Source organism: Desulfobacter sp., from assembly GCA_028768545.1.
Classification (GTDB): Bacteria; Desulfobacterota; Desulfobacteria; order Desulfobacterales; family Desulfobacteraceae; genus Desulfobacter.
In genome coordinates, this window is the sequence record CP054838.1 from 4,569,859 (window position 1) to 4,592,563 (window position 22,705).

Here is a 22,705-nt window from a genome sequence, read left to right on the forward strand (position 1 = left end):
CTGGAAGCCCCTTTTTTTTGCAAGGCATACCCCCTTGGGCCTTGGGTTTAATTTTCCTTAAAATCCATTGTTTTCCCAAGGTTTTTAACAATCGCATGCAAATCATCCGGCGGAGAAATAATCTTCCGGGTATCCAGATCCAGCCAGCAGGATTTGGATTCAACCAGGGCTGCCAGGGTGCCGTCCATTTGGCAGATCTCGTTGACAATGCTGAACCTGGACCCTTCCAGGTTAATCTCTTGCAGCAAAAAACGGACATAAAAAGGCTCGTACATGAACAACTCTTTAAAATACCGGATGGTGTCGCTGAACACCACAGGGCCGATACGCAGTTTGGCAAAGGTGGCCATGGGAAAGCCCTTGGATTTAAAAAAAAGCATCCGGCAGTCTGCTGCATAATCCAGAAAAGCAGTATTTTTCATATGTCCATTAAAATCCATATCTGCCCACCGGGCATAAAACTTGGCCTCAAACACCTCTGACATATTTTCTCCTTTTCCCCAAAATAAACCCTGATACGGGTGAATCATTTAAAAAAGGATGGAACCCAGCATTTTGGCTCCCACCACATAAAGCAGTATTGCAAATATCCGCTTTAACTTGTCAATGGGCAGGCTGTGGGCCAGACGGACCCCAATGGGGGCGGTCAATACACTGGCCGCCACGATCCCTGCCAGGGCCTTGAGATTGACAAACCCCAGGCAAAAAGGGGGAAGCCCGTGCACATTCAGCCCGTTGACCACATACCCGATGGTGCCTGCAACGGCAATGGGCAGCCCAATGGCAGCTGATGTGCCAATAGCCTTGTGGATTTTCGTATTGCACCAGACCAGAAAAGGCACTGACAAGGTGCCGCCCCCAATGCCCACAAGGCTGGAAAACACCCCGATAATATTTCCGGCAAAGAAAATTCCAAAGGTTCCGGGAATTTCACGGTTGGGTTTTGGCTTGATGCCCATGAGCATCTGGGTGGCCACGTATATCAGGAATACCCCGAAAAACCCTTTGAGAAAGTTGGTGGAAAGCATGGAAGCAATCCAGCTGCCCCCAAAGGTTCCCACCAGAATGCCCGGTGTAATTTTAGCCAGGACATTCCAGGCCACAGCCCCCCTCTTATGGTGGGAACGCATGCTTGACACCGAGGTAAACAAAATACTGGCCAAAGAGGTGCCCAGCGCCATGTGAAGAAGCAGCCCGTGGTCAATGCCCTGGGCCGTAAAAATAAAGGTCAGCATGGGAACAATCACCAGCCCTCCGCCAATTCCTAAAAATCCTGCCAATACACCGGCAATGCCCCCTACCCCCAGATACAACAAAATATATGTCATTTGGATTCCTCTATCATTCGCGTTAAAATATCTTCTACTCCGTCCATGTGCTCGCTCATGGCCTGGTAGGCCCCTTGGCCATCCCGCGCTTTCAAGCAGGCCAGTATTTTTACGTGAGAATCCACTGAATGGCCTGCACGCTCAGCTGACTGCATCTTCCGGCTCTCTTCAAGGATGGCGGTCAGGGCGGTGAATACGGACCAGAGAACTGAGTTATTTGTGGATTTAACCAAAATTTCATGGAATTTTTTGTCGTACTCGGTGGTATCCTGCCCCGATGCCAGGGCGGCTTTTTGCAGGGAAAGCATCTTTTCCATCTTTTCAAGGGCCCGGGAGCTTATGACCTTGGCCGCTTTCCGGGCAACACCAGGTTCCAGGATCTTTCTGACTTCAAAAATCTGGGCCAGCCTCTTTTTTTGATTTTCAAGATCTGTTTTCAGCCGGGCGGCAACAAGATCGCCGGCATTGGCAGCCACATAGGATCCAGATCCCCTGCGGCAGGAGAGTATCTTTTTTTCAGCCAGGCCCCGGATGGCCTCGCGGATGGTATTTCTTGAAACCTTAAATTCAGCAGCCAGGGCCCTTTCAGACGGCAGGCGGCCTCCTGGCATCAGTTTTTTTTTTCGGACCATTTCCACAATCTTTAATTCAACAAAATGGCTTTTGCCCATTTGTCACCCTTGAATCAATAAAATTGGTCCAACCAATATCCGACTCTGAATTAAAAATCAAGATAAAAACAGATTTTTAAGGAAAATTGCCGGGCAGGAATCCTGGGGTTCAGCCCTGAGTGAGTTGGCGCCCCTGATCCACCATACAGCACCATCTTCTGCGTTGCCTTCGCTTGCCCCTCCCTGAGGAGTATGGCTTAGACACCTCACTCGTCGCTCGTTTGGCGCCGCAATATGGTACCGCCTGATGGCCAAGAAAGCACGGAGTATCCCCATATTTAACCAAATATAAAATTAGGCGGTGGATTTGGGGCGCTGAACCCTGTTTTAATTTTTGCAAGGCTGGGGGTCCCCCTGACAGGACAGAATAATCCGTTCATAAAAAAACGGCCTTAAGAAACCAAGAGACATCGCCCTTTTCCTGCCCCCCCCCCCAAAAAAAAGGGAGATGGATGAATAAACCACCTGGATTAACCTGGTGTTATAAAACTAATGACAGCTTTAGGGCAGGCCTTAGGCTCCCGGTCAAAAGGAAACGGCCCATATGTCTTCTCTTTTTAATCACCTTGGTCGTTGGGTAGCTGGCACATATGTCGAATATGCTCCCAGCCCCCCGGCTTGAATACGATTAAAAATCCTAGGCCATATTTTGGAAAATTTTAATTCGACCGTGAGCCTTATTTAGCAATGAATACCGGGCAGTCGGATTTATGAAGGACCTGGTGGGCCACAGAGCCTAAAAACAATCCTTCAAAATCCGAAACCCCCCTGGAGCCCATGACCACCAGGTCAATTTTTTCAATCCGAACCACATCGGCAATGGTTGATCCGGGCAACCCTTCCAGAATCCTAACCTCATAATCCACCCCGGCCGACTCAAGAATCTCTTCAAAGGGTTTTATCAAAGTTTCAGACGCCCTCATGATTTCATCTATGGCCTGCTGGAAATAGGGTTCAGACAGAACCACGGGAAATCGGTTATGGCAGTGTAGGAGTATGATTTTGGAATCAAACTGCCTTGCCAGTTCAATGGCATATTGGGTGGAATTTTTGGAATGATCAGACCCGTCAACCGGGTTTAAGATTTTTTCAAACTTCATCATGCCTCCTTCCAAGACCCGGGGCTTTAAAAGGCCGGATCTTACGGTTAATGTATTGGCATCAAAGTAGAGCCAGATGAAAAAACCTGGATTCAGCATCCCCACGTTCTTTTATTATACTCTAGTTTTATTGTTTTTAAAATTCAGGACTGTAAAATCTTCAGGTTTTTAAAAAAAGGCCGGAACGGTTTGCCACCGTTCCGGCCTTTGTCACAAAAAGATTGCCTAAATTATTCCATGGGAAGGGTTTTGAATCCGACAATCAGAATCAAAAAGCAAAGCATCATCCCGGAAATAAAGGGCATGGTAAACCCGTATCGTTCAGGGGCCTTCAGGGCAATGGAGCCGAGCAGCTCCCTTGGCCCGTCATACCCGGCATCTATTTCAGTATAAAAATAGGCGCCTGAATCAATATCCCGGGCTTCAATGGTATCCACAATGGTGTTGAATGTGGGGATATGTTTTTCACCGTATGGACCGATCACGGCGGCAAACACCCAGAGTGCACCCAGGGTAAGAACCAGAACCGCCCATGCTTTAGCCTTGGATTGTTTGGTTTTGGTGTCCATAAATAGTATCCTTTGTCTCAACGCTCGGATTAAATGGTCGCGGTCAGGTCAGGGAATATCAGATAGAAAACGATATATGCCATAATCAGGGTGAGGCAGAGGTTTAACGACTGGCCAAACACATAGAGAATCAAGGGTTTACCGCCTGAAAAATGCTCTTTGAGTTCTTTAAAGTTGGTGGCAAGCCCTATGGATACAAAGGAGAGGACAAAGAACCACCCTCTGAACAAGTCGCTCATCCCCTTGATGGTTCCCTGGTCGATCATGGTGGAGCCTAACCCTGCAATTTCACTGTTGTAGCTGGAATAGAGAAAAGAAAAAATCACAGACGCCATGACAAACCCGATAACAAATTTGGGGAACCGGTACCAGATTTCCATGAGCCCGACCTTTTGTCCGGTCTCTTCGGCCTCGACCTTGGTGGTAAAATAAATGGCCACAAAAAAGGCCATCACGCCGATGAGAACGTTTTGGATCATCTTGATGGTGGCGGCCACGTTCAGGGCTTTTTCACCCAAGAAGGCACCGGCAGCGGCAACCGCACCTGTGGCATCAATGGTGCCGCCCATCCAGGCGCCGCCTAAAACCTCCATCTTGTCCGCAGGGAAAAACCCGTGGATAACGGCCGGCATCACGATCATCATGATGGAGGTAAAGATCAGGGAGAGGCCTACGGCCAGGGTAAGTTCCTCTTTTTTGGCCTTACAGGCCGACGCCGTTGCAATGGCTGCCGAAACACCGCAGACTGACATGTCCGAACAGATGACGGCATTGAGACGCTTGGATCCCATCTTGACGATTTTCTGGCCGAACCAGTATGTGACCAGCCAGACAATGGGGGTGACCACCCAGGCCACAAAAATACCTGCCGTACCAATGGTGATAATTTTTTCAAACAGAATCTTGGCACCCAGAAGCACCAGGCCGGTTTTAATATAAAACTCGGTCTAGATGGCCGGAAATACCCACTTGGGCGTGCCCACGGTGTTGGAAATCAGCATACCAAAGAAAATGGCCCAGGCAGCATACCCGATGCCGTAATGCTTCATGGTGGCCTGGGAACTGGCCATCCATGCCAGTACGGCAACAAAAAAGATAAAGGAAAAGGCCTTGATAAACTGGGTAAAAGAGTGGCCCATGGCCTTCATGCCGATACCAAAGAAAAGAGCAAAGAAAATTCCCAGACCTAAAAGCTTAAAAATCTGATTATAGGGTTTGGCGCCCGAGACCTTTTTCTTGGCCTTGCCTTCAATGAATTTGACATTCCGCCAATCCTGAATAGCATCCTTGGCGGTCTCATTCAGGGCCTGGTCCTGGAAGCCGGCGGCTTCGGCAGCGGTTTCAGCAGCAAGAGCTGAGGCATATAGGCCTGAGGCCTTGGCCTTGGCCTGGCTGTATTTTTCCTGGGCCTTGGCTTTTTTAGCATCCGCCTTTTCCTTGGACATGAAAAAAGCATCCCCGGGGTTATTGGTCCAGGAGCGGGTCTTTTTGGTCACGGAACTCAGCCATTTACCCATACCAAGACTCTTGGCCTTGACCTTGGCATCGGAAAGTTCGTACCAGGCCAAGGTTTTAAACGCATCTGTTCTGTTGGCCGCCTCTGAATACTTGAGTTCTGCCTGTTCCAGCTTGGCCTTCATATCCCCTGAATGGGGAAAATAAACCAGCATCCCGGCAATAAGGATGGCAAACCCAAGCCAGATGGCCCACCAATCCTCTAACTTCCACATTTCAGACCACTCCCATTTTTTAACGTCTTCAACAACCTGTGAATTGTCAGACATATATTTTTCTCCTAAAACTAAAAATTAATAATTAAAACACACTTGCATATGGGTATTCCCAAGATAGCAAAACCTATGCCAGAGGCCCCTGACAGGATAACCGGCTGATTTGAAAGAATTTTCGCACAAAGCCCCCACTCCCCCTGCCAACTCAAGTTTACAGGGGTGAAACATCAAAGAGGCAGCAGACCGGCCTGGCTTGCATTTTTTCTGCAGATTTTCTATTTTATCCACCAACAACAGGAGACACCATGTTCAAAATCATAACCCTCAGGATGAAATTCATCATTGGACTGGTATTGTTTGCAACGGCCCTGGGCATCTGCATCAGTATCATCATGTATTTTCATTACAACTCCATTATGGAGTCGGAAATCAGCCAGCGGTCCAGGATTATGTTAAAACGGTGCTTCGACCCCAGATGTTTGACACCCTTCCCCAGGGACGATTCATCATCCAGGCCATGTGGGCGCATTCCCATTTTCCCGGTTATACCGCTGGCACTGGATTGTGCATGTTTGCCATCTGCTTCAGGCAGTTCCAACGCCCTGCTTTATAAAATGATCGCAGCATAATCATTTTTTCTGCATTCTCCCGATACCAAAAGATGCACGGACCTTTAAGACGTAAATTCACGACTCTCCGAATCGAACTTTCAATAGCACCGCTGCCAATAGGTAAGTTCAACGCTTTTACAGTTGAGAAATTAAGCCTCAGTTCATTGCGCACAAAATAATCCCGTTCCGTCTTGATAGCCTTACTGTTTCTGCCTCTACAAAGCTTCTGGACGGCCTGTACCACCTCAATCGCCTTTCCCTTCAGCAGAAGACCTCGCTGCTTCGATACCCAGCGTTTGCGTTCCTTGGATGACCAGGTCTTCCTTAAGCCTACTACTGTACCCAGATGCTCAACTGCATGGTAGAAATCGAGAAGTTCATACACACGCTCAGGAGCCAAACCCAATGCTTTTAGAAGTCCGGGGATTCGATTCCAAATCCAATGTGCCCCATCTGCAACAAACAGTATTTTGTCTGAGTTCTGAATATGAAGGGAGTTCAAATAACCCTTTAACAAGTGGAATACACCATCCGGTCCATTGAAACAGCCATCAATAAATGGTGAAAAGCTTTTTTCTTGTTTTCCATGGGCGTCCACTACATAAATGATCAAAAGCTTGGGTTCTCGCCATGCCCCACGAAATCGGGTTCTATCCTTTTGGGTTTTTGGTCCCCTTTTCTTCTCTCTGAACCGAGTGCGGCCACCATCAGTGCTGATAACGACTCGCCGCCCTTCAAGTAAATCTCCATCATTTAATGGGATTCGGCCCGCTTGTTATTCGGCTCGAGCCCGCTCTGCGTACCGATAGGTCAGTTTACGGATGACCTTTATACCCAACGTCATCCCACGGTCACAAAGCACTTGACGGACTTCTTCAAAAGAACTTAATAAGGCTGACCAAGAACTCACCATAGAAGCCAAAGCAGGCGAGCAGCGATCATGGATTCCAAGAAGGATTAAACCAGCGTATGCACCTTTATATCTTTTTCCTTTTCGGCGGTCACAGGACCTTCGATAGTATCGAACATGAATATCAACCGAACTAGCTGTACAAAGCTGAATCCAAACGGTCTCAAGCCCTTCGCTTTTCATCCGTCCCGGCCAATTGGACATCAATTCTTTTTCTTGGTCGACCTGTTCAGAGGAATCTACTGAGGCCTGGATCTTTTTTTTAAAAAAAAGGCGCTTATCCGATTTGTATACTCAAGGATTTCCTGTTCCATCTGTTCTAATTCGTTAGCGTTACGAACCAAGCGATTTGGATCTTCTTCCAGTTCTTTGAGGCATGCAAGGACTTCATCAACAGTATTACAATCTTCAGCTTTCTTCATTAGCACAATCCATTTATGTTCATTTCAGCGTAACAGAGGATATCATTCTTTTTGCTCTAAAAGACAGGCCTTTTTAAAACCGGGAAAATGGGAATGCGCCCGGCCATGTCGTCCTCTTATATTTCCAGGCAGGTCATGACCCGGCTCAACATCAAGGATGCCTCAAACTATCATTACCGAAGGGTTTCCATAAAACCCAGGAACCAGGCTTCGGCACCTGATGATTTTGAAAAAAAACTGATCTCCGGGTTTAACCAGAACCGAAAACTGAGCTTCTGGGAGGACTCCACCCTGGTCAATGGAAAAGAATACCATCTGGTGGCCCGGCCCGTAACCTTCAAGCGATCGTGCATGCAATGCCACGGCGAGCCGGAAGATGCCCCCAGAGAGCTTCTTGATATTTATGGGGATAAAAATGGATTCCACTATCAGGTGGATGAGGTGGGAGGGGTTGTGGCGGCAGGATTTCCCGTGGACATGATCAAAACCCCGGCCCGGCAGCTGACCCTTCAATACCTGAGCCTTTACCTTTTGGGCATTCTCTGCTTTGCAGGCCTTATCAGTCTTTTTTTCGACCGTCTGGTCATGAAAAACCTTCACCATTTGACCTGGATTTTTAAAACACGGTTTTCAGGAAAACAGGAACAGTCCATTATCAAACGCCTGGGGCAGAAAGATGAAATCGAAGGGCTTGTGGAAGGGATTGACGAACTGGCCCTCTGCCTGTCCCAGGCCCGAAATGAACTGGAAGGATATACCCAGAACCTTGAGGTCAGGGTCCAGGACCGGACCAAAGCCCTGGACCTTAAGGCAAAAAAACACCTGGGGGATGCAAGACTCTTTGTGACCCTGCTCTCGGATTTCGGCCGTTCCCAGGATACCCGGCAGCTGATCTCAAGCCTTTTAGAAAGCGTGGGCCGCAGATACAAGGCAGACCAGGCGGTTTACCATTGCACCGTGGTCTCGGAAAACTATTATGTGTGGAAATCCGGCCAGGCCATTCCCCCCCTTTCCCAAAAAATCAAAGATTTGCTCTGGAAAGACGAAATTCTGATGCAGGAGCGTCAGCTGTTCATTCCGGTAAAATCCCCTGAAAGCCATTGGGGTATCCTGAATCTATCCTGGAACCGAACCCCGGACCCGGACGACATGGACCCGGCCATTCTCATGGCCTTGGGCCAGCAGGTGGCCATCCTCATTGAAAATATCCATGCCTTTACCAATATCAGGTTCCAGCATGATATGCTCCAGTCTGTTTTCAAGGGAATTTCAGACCCCTTGCTGCTCATTGACGAAGACTTTCGCATCATCATTGCCAACCAGGGATCAAAGGCCATCCTGGATCAAAAGACCAAACGGATGAAAGAAGAACAACTCAGAGGTTTTCTCTGCCTGGGAAGTGATAGAGCAACCGCCTGCAATATTCTGGACCAGGTGATCAGCTCGGGCAAATCCGTTAAAAAAGAGATCAAAACCCTGGACAACCGGTATTTTGATGTGGAACTTTATCCTTTGGGCCGCCAGGACCAGTCCAAAACCCAAATGGTCCTCTATGCAAGGGATATCACCCTTGACAAAGAGATGCTTGACCGGATGCAGCAGGCAGAAAGACTCTCTGGCATCGGCAAAATCGCTGCCGGAATTGCCCATGAAAGCAACAATCCTCTGGGAGTGATCCAGGTCTACGCCGACCTGGTTAAAGATGGGATTGACGATCCCGAGGCCAGGCAGGACCTGGATGTGATCCTCAAGCATACCCGCACCGCAAAAAATGTGGTCCAGAATCTGCTCAACCTGTCCAGGCCCCAAAAAAACCTCTCCGGCGTCTGTGACATCAATTCGGTGATCCGTATGGAACTTGAGGTATTCAGGGCCCAGGCCAATGCCAAAAAAATTCAGCTCAGCCTCGACCTTGCCCCCGAGCTTCCCCCGGTTCAATGCGATGTCGCGGTCATGGCACAGATTCTCACCAATCTCTGGCTCAATGCCGTGGATGCCGTGCAGGAAAGCGGAGACCAGATATCCCTGTCCACAAGCAATTCTGGAAAAGAGGTCTGTCTGACCCTTGAAGACAACGGCCCGGGAATTGATGACAAAATTATGGACCAGATCTTTGACCCCTTTTTCACCACCAAAGAGGTGGGCAAGGGCACCGGTTTGGGCCTCTCGGTTGTCTATGGATTTATCAATGAGCTGGGCGGCCGGATACGGGTAGACAACCACCGGCTTACCCGGTTTGATATTTTCTTCCCCGGCGCCCCGAACCCCATACAAAAAGAAGACTGCCCACGAGGAAACCGATTATGAAACCATACGCCATCCTTGTTGTGGACGATGACCCGGACTTTTTAAAGGGCATCATCCGTCAGCTTGAAAAAAAATTCAAAGAGATCAAACTTATCGGCAAAACCAATGGGCAGGATGCCTTGTCAGTCATGACCGAGGGTGAGATCGGGATATTACTCTCGGATCTTCGCATGCCCGGGATTTCCGGCCATGAACTTTTGGCCAAGGCCCTGGTGCTCAATCCAAGGCTCTGTGCGGTGATGATCACAGGATTTGCCACGGTGAAGGCCGCAGTTAACACTTTGAAAACAGGGGCCTGGGACTTTATCACCAAGCCTGTGGAAAAGCAGACCCTCTATCATAAGGTTGAAAAGGCCATTGAGCACTATGACCTGGCCCGGGAAAACCTGCGTCTCAAAGACCTGGTCTCTGCCATGTCCCCGGACCGGGCATGCAAATGGGAAAGCCCTGCCATGAAACAACTCCAGGAAAAAATGACCGCCATTGCCGTGACCGGTTACACGGTTCTGATCACAGGGGAATCCGGGGTGGGCAAGGAACATATTGCAAGGCAAATACACAAGCTTTCCAACCGGAAAAAAGCCTCCTGTCATGCCCTGAACTGCCCGGCCATTCCGGAGCAGCTCATGGAAAACGAGTTGTTCGGTCATGTCAAAGGCGCCTTTACAGGGGCAGAACGAAACCGGGAGGGATTTTTCCTGGCCGCAGACAAGGGCACTCTCATCCTTGACGAAATCGGGGACATTTCCCTGCCCATCCAGGCAAAACTCTTGAAATTCCTTCAGGACAAGGAGATCAAGCCTGTGGGATCTTCCTCCTCCAAACGAACAGATGTGAGAATCATTGCCCTGACCAACCAGAATCTGGGCCATAAGATCCAGGACGGCAGTTTCCGCCAGGACCTTTATTACCGGCTCAATGTATTATCCCTGACCGTCCCCCCCCTGCGGGAGCGGCACCAGGATATTCCCCTTCTGGTCAGACTGTTCATGGACCAGACCTGTAAAGAGATGGGTCTGGATCCAATGGAAATTGACCCTTTGGCCATGGCATTCCTGGCACGCCAGCCATGGCCCGGCAATGTCAGGGAACTGCTCAACTATGTTCGAAGGCTGGCTGTTTTTTCCAATGGGAAAACCATTGATCTGGGGCTTGTCAATCTGGTGGATGGAGAATTGACCTACCCCGCTGTTTTGCCCTCCAAAGGCCTGCCCATCTCATATAAAGAGGCCAAAAAGCAAGCGCTGGACCTGTTTTCAAAAGATTATCTGACCCGGCTTTTTATTGAAACCCGGGGCAATATATCTGAGACCTCCCGTATCAGCGGCCTGGAAAGGGCATCCATCCAGAAGATTATCAAACGCCTCAACCTGGATATGGACCAGTTCAGACCTTCATCCTGACGGGTGCCCCCACCGACGTCCTCCCCCCCCGGATATCAATGCCGTTTCCTTAAAAAATCTGGTCTGATTAGTTAAAATAGTCTCAGAAGCTTAAATACACTCATCAAATCAACCTTGCCCAGGCATTCGTAAAAAGGAAGGACACTATTGTCGTACTTTTTAGTAGTCACAAGAAAAAAACATCTAAATACATAGAGCAAATACGGAAAGTATTTTTACCAAACACAGAGGCAATAAAACCAAATAGGAAGTTTCCACGAATCCATCAAATAAGGCGACCAAAAGTTTTTATCTGCTACAAAACAACATGTTAAGAAAACGGCATTAATATTCAGGATAGCCATGTTTTCTTTGTGAGCGGGACGATTCGGATAAATCGAGCTGGAAACTTATCACAAATTACTATGGGTATTATTGAGAAATTCAATACAGCTGAAGAACCCCGTAGATATAATCGATTTGCAATCCAATTTTCAGTGGGCTAAGAATTTATCTCTCCAATTATGGAGTCATTTATTTGGTTAGCAGTTTTTGTAGGGTAGTAAATAATTGTAGATCAATTGCTTTACGAGTTTTCAATTCAGGATCCTCTCCTGGATTTTCAAAACCCCCTTTTTAAAAACAAGAACATCAAAAGCAGGTTGCTTGGATATATCCAATATTCCAGGCAATTTACTTTGTTGAATTAATTTTAAACGAAGCGGAGGAAATCATGGCAAAAGTGGGTGTTTATGTCTGTCATTGCGGTTCAAACATTGCCGGTGTGGTTGATGTTCAAGCCGTTGAGGAGTTTGCCCGAACTCTGCCTGAGGTTACCGTGGCCCGAAGGAATCTGTTCATGTGTTCCGATCCCGGCCAGGAGATTATACGGCAGGATATTAGAGATGGTCTAGTCGATAAAGTCGTTGTAGCAGCCTGTACGCCAAGAACACATGAGCCCATTTTTAGAAGGGTTCTGGAGGTAGAAGGATTAAACAAATATCTGTTTGAAATGGCCAATATCAGGGATCAGGACTCTTGGGTCCATGCCCATGATAAAAAGGGGGCCACCCAGAAGGCCAAACAGATTGTGGCATCTGCCGTGGCCAAGGCCAGAAACCTTGCCCCCCTTGAAGATAAATACGTGGATGTTGAAAAGGCCGCCCTTGTTATTGGCGGAGGGGTTGCAGGCATTTTTTCAGCCCTGGATCTGGCCAACATGGGCAATAAGGTCTATCTGGTGGAAAAAGAGCCTTCCATTGGCGGTGTGATGGCCCAGTTAGACAAAACCTTTCCCACCAATGACTGTTCGGCCTGTATTCTCACCCCGGTAATGGTCGATGCCGGAAACCATCCGAACATTGAGCTTTTAACATACGCCGAAGTTGAATCTGTGGATGGATATATCGGCAATTTTGACGTTAAAATCAGAAAAAAACAAAGCTATATTGACTGGAATAAATGCACCGGCTGCGGGGCCTGTGCCGAGGCCTGCCCGGTAAGGGTCCCCAATGAATACAATGCCGGTCTGGACAACCGACCTGCGGCTTACATCCATTTTCCCCAGGCCGTGCCCAAAAAGGCGGTCATCGATATAGACGCCTGCCTTAACTGCGCAGGCCGTAAAATAGGCCGTGAATTAAAAATCAGTAAAAAAACAGGCAAGCCCCTTTTGGCCCCTTGTGAAAGGGCCTGTCCCGCAGGCGCCATTGACCGAAGCTTAAACCTTGATCCTAAAGGAGAGCTTGTCGAGGCCAGGGTGGGTGCCATTGTGGTTGCAACCGGTTTCAAGGTGATGGAAAAAGAATGTTTTAAAAACCTGGCGCCGGATTCTCCCAATGTGATGACGGCACTTCAGCTGGAACGGCTGATATCTGCCACCGGCCCCACAGAAGGAAAACTGCTTCGACTCACGGATATGCGAAAACCCAAAACCATCTCTTTTCTTTCATGCGTAGGGTCCAGGGATGAAAACCATCATACCTATTGCTCGAGGGTCTGCTGCATGTACATGATCAAACAGGCCAAACTGCTCAAGGAAAAATACCAGGATCTTGAGATCTATATGCATTTTATGGATGTCAGAACCCCGGGCAAGGATTTTGACGAGTATTATACCTCGGCGCTGGCCATGGGCATACATATCATCCGGGGGCGAGTCGGCGGTATTGACAAGCTTCCCGGAGACCGGCTAAGGGTTCAAGGATACGATGCAGATCTGTCATCAAACATAGAGATTGATGCGGATATGGTGATCCTGGCCTCGGCAATTGAACTGCCCGAAACCATCAAGCCTTTGGCCCAGAAAATGAGCCTTACCTTAGACGGATCCGGTTTTTTCAAAGAGCTTCATCCCAAACTCAAACCCGTGGAAACCGCAGTGGAAGGAATCTTTCTTGCCGGATGCTGCCAGGGACCCAAGGATATTCCTGATACGGTGGCCCAGGCAAAGGGCGCTGCCGCTGCCGCCGCCGTGCCCCTGTCCCAGGGACGGGTAAAAATTGAACCCATCATTTCTGAGATCATAACAGACCGGTGCAGTGGCTGCGGTATCTGTGTGCCGCTTTGTCCATACGGCGCCATTTCCATGGATTCTGTTCATGAAAAGCCCCGTGCCGTAATTGATATCACCCAATGCAAAGGCTGCGGTGTCTGTACAACGGCCTGTTCCTCTTCCGCCATTCAGCTTCACGGCTACACCGAGGATCAGATAATGTCTCAAATTCAAGCGTTAACAGCATAGGAGAAAAACCATGACTGCGATTAATCTCACCGACATGGACAGTGGGCAAGTGATCAATGAGATTGTGAAAAACGGGGGCGAGGGAATTACCCGGTGCATTCAGTGCAATGCCTGTGCCTCGGTCTGCCCGGTTGCACAGGCCGGCTTTCCGCTTTACGGCAGGCTTCTGATCAAAAAACTTCAAACAGGCCATTTCGAAGAAATCATTGAAGACCCTTCAAGCTGGGCGTGTCAGGCCTGCAACAGGTGTACGGAAATATGTCCAAGGGATGCCAGACCCTTTGAGATCGTCTTTGCCTTTCGGAGAATCCAGGCCCAGGAGCTGGCCATTTCAGCTTCGGCCTTTACCCCTCTAATGAATCTTTATGAAACCGGTCATGCGGTTTATTCGGAATCATCAAAAGAGCTGAGAGCAAAAGTGGGGCTGCCCCAAGAGCCCCCCACCTCCGTTGGAAGCGAAAAGGCCAAAGAGGAAATCAGAACCCTACTGGACAATGGCCCCATGGGCGATCTTGGAATTTTTTAGCAAGGAGATAATAATGGATAAATGCGGTTTATATCTGGGGTGTAACATCCCTTTTAAGGCCCCTGATATTGAGCAATCATTGTATAAGGTATTCCCTGCTCTAGGGGTTGAGGTTGTCGACATGGACGGTGCATCATGCTGCCCTGCCTGGGGTACGGCCCCATCCTTTGACGTGGACACCTGGCTTTCGGTTTCAGGCCGGAATATCACAATTGCCGAAGATCAAAATGTTGATATCATGACCGGATGCAACTCCTGTTTTGGGGTCCTGAGCGAAGCCAAGCACATGATCGACCATAACATGGAAAGAAAAAAGACCCTGAACAAAAATCTTGAAGGCATCAACCGAAAGTATAAAGGATCCTCGGAGGTGTACCACATCTCCCATATCCTGCACCGGGACATTGGGGTTGACAGAATCGGACAATCCCTTAAATACACCCTTAAACATCTGAAAATTGCGGTTCAGCCGGGATGCCACGTTCTCTGGCCTTCGGATATGATGGCGGTAAAAGAAGAAAATTCCTTTGAGCCCACATTGCTCAAAGATCTTTGCCAGGCCCTTGAGGCGGATGTCCCCGAATACAGCAGACTCAATGCCTGCTGTGGTATGGGTGCCATGAAAAGTACCGACCAGAAACGGTCTATAGGCCTTTTAAAAGAAAAATTGCTGAGCATAAAGCAGGAAGCGGACCCGGATATGATTGTGACCACCTGTTCATCCTGTTTTCTACAGCTGGACAGCGGCCAGCAAAGCCTTAAAAAGAGCGGGGACATTGATTTTGAAATTCCGGTTTTCTATTACTCCCAGCTTCTGGCCCTGTGTATGGGCTTTAAGCCGGAACAGGTGGCATGCATCAGCGAAACGCCCAGGGATGCCATTATCAAAACAATTCAGAGCAACGAACGCTTAACGGAGGTCAACTAATGGAATTTATTCCTAATATTGTGGGGTTTGCATGTCAGTGGTGCACTTATGCGGGCGCGGATCTTGCCGGAAATCTTCGATGCAAGTATCCGCCCACGATTAAACTGATCAAGGTTCCTTGCTCGGGCAGAGTTAATCCTGAATATGTTCTCAAGGCCCTTGCCGGGGGCGCAGACGGGGTTCTGGTCGGCGGATGTCATTTTGGAGACTGCCATTACAAGGACGGTAATCATAAAACCAAAAACCGAATGGATATGCTCAGCCGGTTGATTGAGGATATGGGATTCGATTCAAGGCGGTTCCGCCGGGAATGGATATCCGGTGCTGAAGGTAAAAAATTTGCCGAAATGGTAACCGATTTTACCAACACCCTCAAAGAACTGGGTCCTAACCCCATTAATGGAGATAATAAATAATGGCTGATAAAATTAAATGTGGTTTTCTACTTTTAGGGGGGTGCGCCGGCTGTGAAATGGCAGTTGTGGACCTGTCGGAAAAATTGGTGGATGTGCTCGAGCATATTGAAATTGTTTTCTGGGCCCCCACGGTGACCGATGTCAAATATGATGATCTGGAATCCATGGCGGACAATTCAATTGATGTTGCCTTCATTGACGGCATGGTCCGGCTGGACGAGCATATTCATATGGCAAAACTCATGCGGGCCAAGGCAAAAACAGTGGTTGCCTTTGGTATCTGCGCCTGCCTTGGCGGGACAGCAGGACTTTCCAGCCTGCACACCAAGGAAGAATTGTTTGAAAAAGCATTTAAAAACACCCCTTCAACGGACAACCCCGACGGGATCTATCCCCAGCCCGAGTGCCTTGTGGACGGAAAATATGACCTGACCCTGCCGGTTTATGAGGATAAGGTCAGAACCTTAAACGATATTGTGGATGTTGATTATTATATCGGGGGCTGTCCTCCCCATCAAGATCATGTTGAAGCAGCTATCACCGCAATTATAGAAGGGAACCTGCCCCCTAAGGGGTCTTGGATCACCAATGGAAAGGCCGTCTGCGATGTCTGCGACCGGAACCCCGGATCCAAGGGAGAAAAAAGAGTCCTGGTGGACAAGGTATTAAGAACCGTTGACGGGGTCCCCGACGAAAACACCTGTCTTTTGCAGCAGGGATATATCTGTTTTGGCCCCATTACCCAGGGAGACTGCAATGCCGCCTGCCTCAAGGTCAACCAGCCCTGTAGGGGCTGCGGGGCACCGCTTTCAAACAATGAAGATTTCGGGGCCCGGGCCCTTTCCACCATCGGTTCAATCCTGGAAGGCGAAGAGGCCACCGCAACCTTGATGGATAAATATCCCAACCTGGCAAAATTCTTTTACCGGTATGCACTTCCATCTGGAATCCTTCCCAGAAAAATATAGGGGAAGGCAAAAATTTTTAAGGAGCAATAGATTGAGAAAAATTGAAATAAATCCAATGACCCGTCTTGAAGGTCACGGTAAAATAGCCATTTTCCTTGATGATGATGGCAATGTTGATGAAGCCTTTTTCCAGGTTGTGGAATTTCGCGGTTTTGAAAAATTTTTGGTGGGACTTCCCATCGAAGAAGTGCCCAGAACGGTGTCCAACATCTGCGGGGTCTGCCGCGGGGTTCACTTTACGGCAGCCATGAAAGCCTCCGACGGCATTTACGGTGTGGAGCCGCCCCCCCTTGCAAAAAAACTGCGAGAACTTTTTTTTAATGCCCATTATGTGGAGGATCACGCCGTGATTCTCTATGCCTTAGGGTTGCCTGACTTTGTGGTGGGACCCGATGCATCTCCTGCGGACAGAAATATTGTGGGGCTGATTCAAAAGGTGGGCGCCCAACTTGGGCGTGATGTGTTAAAAAAGAGAGGATGCGCCGTTAAAATATTTGAGCTGCTGGGCGGAAAACCCAACCACCCGGTTGCCGCCATTCCGGGCGGATGGTCAAAGACCATCAATGAACTTGAAAGGGAAAAACTTATAAAATGGTCTAAAGAACTTGTGGATTTAGGCAAGATCACCATCAAAATCTTTGAAGATATTGTGCTTAAAAACAAGGGGTTCATGGACCTTGTGACCGGTGATATGTACAAGGTGAAGGTCAACTATTTAGGATCGACCACACCCGAGGGTAAAGTCAGCTTTTATGACGGCACCCAGAAAATGGTGGATGTTAACGGCAAAGAAATATGCTCTTTTTCCGGTAAGACCTATCTGGATTATATTGCCGAACGGGTTCTGCCATGGTCCTACCTTAAAATGCCCTACCAGAAAAAAATCGGCTGGCAGGGAATCTGCGAAGGGGAAGGAACTAGTCTATACTGTGTGGGCCCCCTTGCCCGGATGAATGTGGCCAACGGGATGGACACCCCCCTGGCCGATGCTGAATTCAAGAAGTTTTTTGAAACCCTGGGCGGCAAACCCGTCCACCAGATCCTGGCCTATCACTGGGCCCGGGCCATCGAGCTTTTAAATGCTGCGGAAAAATGTCTGATGCTTGCCCAGGACCCTGAGATCACAGGGGACAATGCCAGAGGTGAGCTGGGCAATGTTACCGGAGAAGGGGTGGGTATTGTTGAAGCCCCCCGGGGCACCCTGATTCATCATTATAACACCGATGACAAGGGCATTGTGACCGATGCAAACCTTGTGGTGGCCACCACCCACAACAAAGGCCCCATCAATCTTGCGGTTCGAAAGGCGGCCAAGCACTTTGTTAGGGACGGAAATGTGGATGAGGCCATTTTGAATCATGTTGAGATGGCTTTCAGACCCTATGATCTTTGTCTGGGATGTGCCACCCATGCCGTTAAGCCGGGTGTATCAGCCGTTGAGGTTGAGGTGTACAATAGCCAGAAAAAGCATATACAGACCCTAAAGAACTTTTAACCCCATATGACCCCTTAACCCTGCATCGGTTTGAAGGTCTTGGCTTTCATCGTTTATCCAGGGTTAGGGGCCATTTCGGCAGACCTGATTTGGCCGGCTGCCGTGCTGGAAAAAGGATTGTCTCTATGAAACATAGTACGGTGGTATGCGGCATCGGAAACCCCATGCTCAAGGACGACAGAGCGGGCATTGAAATTGCCGAACGGGTGGAGCAAAACCACTTGCCCGTGGACACCCAGGTAATTTTTGGGGTGGGGTTTGAAGTCAACGATAAAATCATGGGATACGATAGGGCCATCATTATTGATGCCGCTAAAACAGGGGCCTCTCCGGGAACCATACATGAGGTGACCATCGATGATATTTTTGAAAGTCATCGTCTGGTGGTCTCCCATGCCATTACCCTGGGGTCCACCCTAAAGGTGGGATATGAACTGTTCCCCGATGAAATGCCCGAACAATTGACCATATTCCTCATTGAAGCTGAGGATTATGCAGAATTTACAAAAATATGCTCACCCAGTGTGCAGGATGCCCTGGACCGGGTCTATCAGATGATCCAAGAATCGGTGGAGGGTGCCCCTCAATAAATATTTTCAACGGCCTAAAGGATTTATCAACCATTTGACCTCGTATCTATCTGACCACAGCATCCGTATCATCGGTGCGGCTGTTGAGTAGAGCACGCCTAACTGGAGAAAAAATCTTTGCAGGGCAAAATCCTTACCCTGCATATCCCGCCATAATGAGTTGCATTCCGGTGGTGCGGGAGGTGTGGTATCCCGGCCCAGAAAAGTCAAAGAGCGCTGTTGTCAAAATCAAAACCTGACATGACAACTTTGGCTGGCCTGCCGCTCTATCTTGATTTGGCCAAGACTCTAAGCTTGTCCAAGTCCATTCAAAAGCATTTAAGAATAAAAGCTCCGGAATGTGTCAATGACAATGAGACACTCTATGCCTAAAATTAAGCTCCAATAATATCCTTCTCTTTTTGTTCCGGTTTGTTAATCCAGGCTTCTTCTGGTAAGGCCGGTGGCCTCGGTATTTTTCCCTTAAATCGTTTTGGGTTTTAAATAAATGCATCCTCCAATGTTCGGCAGCGAGATTCATAAATATCTTTAGCAATGCCATAATGAAATTGTTCTGGGGTTACCAGGCCAATACCAGAATGGTAATGCTCTTTGTTGTAGTATCCAAAAAAATCCTGGCAGAAGGTTCTTGCATCCTGAATAGCACCAAAAGTTTTGGGAAATTGTGGACAATATTTCAATGTTTTAAACTGGGCTTCAGAGTATGGGTTATCATTGCTGACATGTGGTCGACTGTGGGTTTTGGTTACCCCTAAATCGACAAGAAGCTGGGCAACCCCTTTGGATTTCATACTGGCTCCCCGATCTGCATGTAGCCCAAGCTGACCGGGTAATATCTTCTGGTTTTCACAGGACTTTTCAATTAGCTTTTTGGCCAATGCTGTTTGTTCTCTATGGGCGACCATCCAGCCGACAACATACCTGCTGAAAATATCCATGATTACATATAGATAGAAGTAGGTCCATTTTGTGACACTTTTCAACTTGGTAATATCCCAGGACCAAACCTGATTAGGTCCTGTTGCCAGCAATTCAGGTTTTTTATATTTCGGGCGATTTACCTGCCGTCTTCGCTCCGGCACAGAACCATGTTCTTTGTGAAGAAGCCGATACATCGTTCTGATGGAACAATAGTATTGCCCGTTATCAAGAAGAGAAGCATATACCTGATATGGGGCTCGATCTTGATATTTTTCAGAATGTAAAATATCCAAAACCGTTTGTTGTTCATCAGAATTCAAAGAAAGGGGAGATCCGGTCCGACTAACTCCAATATGTTTTTTTGGAGAATGAAATCTGTAAAAAGATGATCGGGGAATACCGAAAGCCTCACATGAAGGCTTTTTTCCAATATCGCAACTTAACGTTAGGGCGGCATTCATAAGTCTTCTCCTTTGAGGTCGTCCAGATTCTGCTGGATTCCCAGGATCTGAGAAATTTTTTTTTGAGCTTCAATGATGAGTTCCGCCTGCTTTAGCTTGTGCTCTAATTTGAATTTCTCTTTTTGAAGTCTGGCGACCTCTATGGCCAATGGGTTTTTCTTTTTTGGTTTCCTTCCTCGTTTTCGAGGTGCCATGGCATTGAGAAGTCCTTTGTCCCGAGCTTTGCGCCAATCGGTTAAATTTGATGAATAAAGGCCTTCTCTTCGAAGAATCTTGCCGATCCCTCCGATTTCGGTACAATTTTCAATCTCTTGGAGAATACGCAGTTTATAAGAAGCAACGAATCTACGCCGGGGTTTTTTTTCAGGTACTTCAGGATCAGGGATTGAATCCTGGCTCCCCAAGGAGGCCCCAACTTCAGTCGCCCCATGGGCTCCTTCCATTGGGGCCTCCTTGGGGGCTGCCTGATTTTCGGATTCAGGTAGTGGGTTCATTTTTATCGGTTTCATAAGTAATAATCCTTACCCGCCCTACACTAATTTATCAATGGGTAAGTGTCTCACTCACATTGTCACAGAGGGCTCAGTCCCAGGGCTGGACAGATTCTCGGTTGTGATATCCCTTGTATTTCTGAATTTGACAGGTGGTGACTGTGTTGAGGATCTCAAAATCGTGGAAACTGATAAGGCGTTTTGCACAATATTGCGCAAACCAAAAATGCAGGGTTAAAAACCTAAGGTTCATAGAGCTATAGACCCAAGGTGCTCTATGGTGGATCAGAAATAATATGGAGCTTGAAAATTCCACAAACCGGGCGTATACTCTTTGCACTCTTTATTAGGTAAATTAAACTTTATGGATGTAAAATATATTAACCCGTTCATCTCTGCCTCAATGAATGTGTTTTCGACATTTGCAGGCATTGACTCCCATCCCGGTACGCCCGGCATCAGGACTTGTCCCTTAGCAGACAAGGATATCAACGGATTTATCCATCTTAACGGCCATGGCATCAAAGGATTTTTCATCATTGGCTTTGCAAGCGCTTTTCTTGCCCGCATCCTTGCCAGCATATTTGATCATTCCCAGGCGTCAACAGAAGAGTTGTACGATCTGGCAGGCGAACTGACCAACATGATCACAGGATCTGCAAAAGCGGAGCTTTCCAAAAAAGGATACTTTTTTGATGTGGCCGTCCCCAAAATCGGGAATGTTCAGAATTCTGTGTCACGGTTTCGGTTCCCGGATCTGCCTCAGCGCCAGCGGAAGTAAAAGTCAGGTCCGAGAATGGGCCTTCAATCAGCCACGTCGGAGGAGTTGACTTTTGCTGGAGTGGAGTTCCTGGAACCATCTTTTCCATCTGTAAATAAATCCCTATCAAATTCCCAGCTCTTTATCCAGCCGGCCTTCAAAGAAAATTGCCAACTGGGAAATTGTCAGTGACCAATTTTGAATCGGCATTGTCCATTTTTTACTGGCGTTCTGGATCCCCATGTAAAGCAGCTTTAACAGGCTGTCCTGGTTCGGGAATGATCCCTTTGTTTTGGTCAGTTTTCGAAACTGTCGATGCACAGCCTCAATGGTATTTGTGGTGTATATTATCCGTCGAATCTCTTCTGGATATTTAAAGAAATGACTGAGGCGTTCCCAGTTGTTCCGCCAGGATTTTATCACAATCGGGTATTTGTCATTCCATTTATTTTCCAAGATATCCAGTTCTTCTTCGGCCAGATCCTTATTGACCGCTTTATAAACACGTTTTAGATCTGCCATAAATTCCTTTTTATTTTTGGAACCAACGTATTTCAATGAATTTCGGATCTGGTGGACTACGCAGAGTTGAACTTCTGTGTCCGGGAATATGGTCTCAATGGCCTCGGGAAAACCTTTTAGACCATCAACACAGGCAATCAGGATATCTTTTACCCCTCGGTTTGAAAGGTCTGTTAACACCTGCAGCCAGAAGTTCGCACCCTCATTCTCGGATATGTACAGCCCAAGAACCTCTTTGCGGCCCTCGATATTCACCCCAAGAATTGTGTAAACGGCTTTGCTGCCGACCTTTCCGTTTTCTCGTACTTTATAATGTATGGCATCAAGCCATACGATTGGGTACACATTTTCCAACGGCCTGGCCTGCCATTCTTTGACGGTATGGATGATTTTATCGGTAATGGTGCTCAGAGTGGCATTTGAAATCTCAAGTCCATAGATTTCCTGTAAATGGGAAGCCATATCATTATAACTCATGCCCAGGCCGTAAAGGGCTATTATCTTTCTTTCAATTTCATCGCTGAGCGTTGTCTGATGTTTTTTGACGATCTGTGGAGAGAAGGTTCCGGCCCTGTCACGCGGGGTTTCTAGCTCAAATTTACCATCCAGGGATTTAATGGTCTTTTTGCTTTTTCCATTACGGCGGTTGGCAGAAACTTCCTGCCCGAGATGGGACTCCAACTCTCCTTCAAGAGCAGCTTCAGCAAGATTTTTGATTAATGATGTAAGGACGCCGCCCTTACCTGTGAAGGGTTTACCTTCCTGGATGCCTTTAAGGGCTTTTTGAAAATCAAATTCGGTGTTTTCTTCGGTCATGTCAGTTCTCCTTATTTAGCTGAGTATATCAGCTTTCA

General features: G+C 47.9%; 20 protein-coding genes and 2 pseudogenes. 10 read left to right on the plus strand and 12 right to left on the minus strand.

Annotated features, from left to right (window positions below; all coding sequences use genetic code 11):
• Positions 1 to 47: 47 nt before the first annotated feature.
• The 9 genes and pseudogenes from HUN05_22220 to HUN05_22260 all read right to left on the minus strand — a co-directional run bounded on the left by HUN05_22220 (position 48) and on the right by HUN05_22260 (position 7,341).
• A complete protein-coding gene (locus tag HUN05_22220; GenBank protein ID WDP88189.1) occupies positions 48 to 476 on the minus strand; it encodes a thioesterase family protein in 429 nt (142 codons plus the stop codon).
• 54 nt (positions 477 to 530) lie between these two features.
• Entirely contained in the window at positions 531 to 1,328 is a 798-nt protein-coding gene (locus HUN05_22225; protein WDP87509.1) for a sulfite exporter TauE/SafE family protein, read from the minus strand.
• A complete protein-coding gene (locus tag HUN05_22230; GenBank protein WDP87510.1) occupies positions 1,325 to 1,999 on the minus strand; it encodes a FadR family transcriptional regulator in 675 nt (224 codons plus the stop codon). Before HUN05_22230 ends, HUN05_22225 begins: the two co-directional genes overlap by 4 nt.
• A gap of 677 nt (positions 2,000 to 2,676) precedes the next feature.
• Positions 2,677 to 3,099 carry a universal stress protein gene (locus tag HUN05_22235; GenBank protein WDP88190.1) on the minus strand — a complete coding sequence of 141 codons (423 nt, stop codon included), beginning with the start codon at positions 3,097 to 3,099 and terminating at the stop codon, positions 2,677 to 2,679.
• A 230-nt stretch (positions 3,100 to 3,329) separates the two neighbouring features.
• Positions 3,330 to 3,668: a hypothetical protein gene (locus HUN05_22240; GenBank protein WDP87511.1), complete on the minus strand. Its 339-nt coding sequence runs from the start codon at positions 3,666 to 3,668 to the stop codon at positions 3,330 to 3,332.
• Positions 3,669 to 3,697: 29 nt separating this feature from the next.
• Positions 3,698 to 5,452 (minus strand): annotated as a pseudogene (locus tag HUN05_22245) (putative sulfate exporter family transporter).
• Between the two features lie 489 nt (positions 5,453 to 5,941).
• The gene (locus tag HUN05_22250; GenBank protein WDP87512.1) at positions 5,942 to 6,622 is read right to left on the minus strand and encodes a hypothetical protein; all 681 of its coding nucleotides are present in this window, start codon (positions 6,620 to 6,622) and stop codon (positions 5,942 to 5,944) included.
• Positions 6,623 to 6,784: 162 nt separating this feature from the next.
• On the minus strand, positions 6,785 to 7,102 hold the full coding sequence (locus HUN05_22255) for a hypothetical protein (GenBank protein WDP87513.1): 318 nt from the start codon (positions 7,100 to 7,102) through the stop codon (positions 6,785 to 6,787).
• A 56-nt stretch (positions 7,103 to 7,158) separates the two neighbouring features.
• Positions 7,159 to 7,341 (minus strand): hypothetical protein, encoded by a 183-nt coding sequence (locus tag HUN05_22260; protein WDP87514.1) that lies wholly within the window; start codon positions 7,339 to 7,341, stop codon positions 7,159 to 7,161.
• Positions 7,342 to 7,434: 93 nt separating this feature from the next.
• Here HUN05_22260 and HUN05_22265 point away from each other — a divergent pair, with 93 nt between their 5' ends.
• The 9 genes from HUN05_22265 to HUN05_22305 all read left to right on the plus strand — a co-directional run bounded on the left by HUN05_22265 (position 7,435) and on the right by HUN05_22305 (position 18,696).
• Positions 7,435 to 9,648 (plus strand): DUF3365 domain-containing protein, encoded by a 2,214-nt coding sequence (locus tag HUN05_22265; protein ID WDP87515.1) that lies wholly within the window; start codon positions 7,435 to 7,437, stop codon positions 9,646 to 9,648.
• A complete protein-coding gene (locus HUN05_22270; protein ID WDP87516.1) occupies positions 9,645 to 11,051 on the plus strand; it encodes a sigma-54-dependent Fis family transcriptional regulator in 1,407 nt (468 codons plus the stop codon). The genes HUN05_22265 and HUN05_22270 overlap by 4 nt, the downstream gene beginning before the upstream one ends.
• A 712-nt stretch (positions 11,052 to 11,763) precedes the next feature.
• Positions 11,764 to 13,773, plus strand: coding sequence for a CoB--CoM heterodisulfide reductase iron-sulfur subunit A family protein (locus HUN05_22275; protein WDP87517.1), 2,010 nt, complete (start codon positions 11,764 to 11,766; stop codon positions 13,771 to 13,773).
• Between the two features lie 10 nt (positions 13,774 to 13,783).
• On the plus strand, positions 13,784 to 14,299 hold the full coding sequence (locus HUN05_22280; GenBank protein ID WDP87518.1) for a 4Fe-4S dicluster domain-containing protein: 516 nt from the start codon (positions 13,784 to 13,786) through the stop codon (positions 14,297 to 14,299).
• A 13-nt stretch (positions 14,300 to 14,312) separates the two neighbouring features.
• The gene (locus HUN05_22285; GenBank protein ID WDP87519.1) at positions 14,313 to 15,227 is read left to right on the plus strand and encodes a CoB--CoM heterodisulfide reductase iron-sulfur subunit B family protein; all 915 of its coding nucleotides are present in this window, start codon (positions 14,313 to 14,315) and stop codon (positions 15,225 to 15,227) included.
• Positions 15,227 to 15,643 (plus strand): hydrogenase iron-sulfur subunit, encoded by a 417-nt coding sequence (locus HUN05_22290; GenBank protein ID WDP87520.1) that lies wholly within the window; start codon positions 15,227 to 15,229, stop codon positions 15,641 to 15,643. The genes HUN05_22285 and HUN05_22290 overlap by 1 nt, the downstream gene beginning before the upstream one ends.
• The gene (locus HUN05_22295; GenBank protein WDP87521.1) at positions 15,643 to 16,611 is read left to right on the plus strand and encodes a F420-nonreducing hydrogenase; all 969 of its coding nucleotides are present in this window, start codon (positions 15,643 to 15,645) and stop codon (positions 16,609 to 16,611) included. The genes HUN05_22290 and HUN05_22295 overlap by 1 nt, the downstream gene beginning before the upstream one ends.
• A gap of 31 nt (positions 16,612 to 16,642) precedes the next feature.
• The gene (locus HUN05_22300; GenBank protein WDP87522.1) at positions 16,643 to 18,106 is read left to right on the plus strand and encodes a Ni/Fe hydrogenase subunit alpha; all 1,464 of its coding nucleotides are present in this window, start codon (positions 16,643 to 16,645) and stop codon (positions 18,104 to 18,106) included.
• A 125-nt stretch (positions 18,107 to 18,231) separates the two neighbouring features.
• On the plus strand, positions 18,232 to 18,696 hold the full coding sequence (locus tag HUN05_22305) for a hydrogenase maturation protease (GenBank protein WDP87523.1): 465 nt from the start codon (positions 18,232 to 18,234) through the stop codon (positions 18,694 to 18,696).
• Between the two features lie 374 nt (positions 18,697 to 19,070).
• On the opposite strand, the pseudogene HUN05_22310 reads toward HUN05_22305, so the two are convergent.
• Both HUN05_22310 and HUN05_22315 read right to left on the minus strand, forming a co-directional pair.
• Positions 19,071 to 20,078, minus strand: a pseudogene (locus HUN05_22310) (IS3 family transposase).
• Positions 20,075 to 20,587 carry a hypothetical protein gene (locus HUN05_22315; protein WDP87524.1) on the minus strand — a complete coding sequence of 171 codons (513 nt, stop codon included), beginning with the start codon at positions 20,585 to 20,587 and terminating at the stop codon, positions 20,075 to 20,077. Before HUN05_22315 ends, HUN05_22310 begins: the two are co-directional and overlap by 4 nt.
• Positions 20,588 to 20,933: 346 nt before the next feature.
• Here HUN05_22315 and HUN05_22320 point away from each other — a divergent pair, with 346 nt between their 5' ends.
• Positions 20,934 to 21,350 (plus strand): chemotaxis protein CheX, encoded by a 417-nt coding sequence (locus HUN05_22320; GenBank protein WDP87525.1) that lies wholly within the window; start codon positions 20,934 to 20,936, stop codon positions 21,348 to 21,350.
• A gap of 105 nt (positions 21,351 to 21,455) precedes the next feature.
• Here HUN05_22320 and HUN05_22325 read toward each other — a convergent pair whose 3' ends face one another.
• The gene (locus HUN05_22325; protein WDP87526.1) at positions 21,456 to 22,667 is read right to left on the minus strand and encodes an IS256 family transposase; all 1,212 of its coding nucleotides are present in this window, start codon (positions 22,665 to 22,667) and stop codon (positions 21,456 to 21,458) included.
• Positions 22,668 to 22,705 lie beyond the last annotated feature (38 nt).

Bases quoted from the DNA above. Each gene is read 5' to 3' on its own strand.
- HUN05_22225 (WDP87509.1), bottom strand. From the start codon at position 1,328: ATGACATATATTTTGTTGTATCTGGGGGTAGGGGGCATTGCCGGTGTA.
- HUN05_22230 (WDP87510.1), bottom strand. From the start codon at position 1,999: ATGGGCAAAAGCCATTTTGTTGAATTAAAGATTGTGGAAATGGTCCGA.
- HUN05_22235 (WDP88190.1), bottom strand. From the start codon at position 3,099: ATGAAGTTTGAAAAAATCTTAAACCCGGTTGACGGGTCTGATCATTCC.
- HUN05_22240 (WDP87511.1), bottom strand. From the start codon at position 3,668: ATGGACACCAAAACCAAACAATCCAAGGCTAAAGCATGGGCGGTTCTG.
- HUN05_22255 (WDP87513.1), bottom strand. From the start codon at position 7,102: ATGAAAAGCGAAGGGCTTGAGACCGTTTGGATTCAGCTTTGTACAGCT.
- HUN05_22260 (WDP87514.1), bottom strand. From the start codon at position 7,341: ATGAAGAAAGCTGAAGATTGTAATACTGTTGATGAAGTCCTTGCATGC.
- HUN05_22265 (WDP87515.1), top strand. From the start codon at position 7,435: ATGCGCCCGGCCATGTCGTCCTCTTATATTTCCAGGCAGGTCATGACC.
- HUN05_22270 (WDP87516.1), top strand. From the start codon at position 9,645: ATGAAACCATACGCCATCCTTGTTGTGGACGATGACCCGGACTTTTTA.
- HUN05_22275 (WDP87517.1), top strand. From the start codon at position 11,764: ATGGCAAAAGTGGGTGTTTATGTCTGTCATTGCGGTTCAAACATTGCC.
- HUN05_22280 (WDP87518.1), top strand. From the start codon at position 13,784: ATGACTGCGATTAATCTCACCGACATGGACAGTGGGCAAGTGATCAAT.
- HUN05_22285 (WDP87519.1), top strand. From the start codon at position 14,313: ATGGATAAATGCGGTTTATATCTGGGGTGTAACATCCCTTTTAAGGCC.
- HUN05_22290 (WDP87520.1), top strand. From the start codon at position 15,227: ATGGAATTTATTCCTAATATTGTGGGGTTTGCATGTCAGTGGTGCACT.
- HUN05_22295 (WDP87521.1), top strand. From the start codon at position 15,643: ATGGCTGATAAAATTAAATGTGGTTTTCTACTTTTAGGGGGGTGCGCC.
- HUN05_22305 (WDP87523.1), top strand. From the start codon at position 18,232: ATGAAACATAGTACGGTGGTATGCGGCATCGGAAACCCCATGCTCAAG.
- HUN05_22315 (WDP87524.1), bottom strand. From the start codon at position 20,587: ATGAAACCGATAAAAATGAACCCACTACCTGAATCCGAAAATCAGGCA.
- HUN05_22320 (WDP87525.1), top strand. From the start codon at position 20,934: ATGGATGTAAAATATATTAACCCGTTCATCTCTGCCTCAATGAATGTG.
- HUN05_22325 (WDP87526.1), bottom strand. From the start codon at position 22,667: ATGACCGAAGAAAACACCGAATTTGATTTTCAAAAAGCCCTTAAAGGC.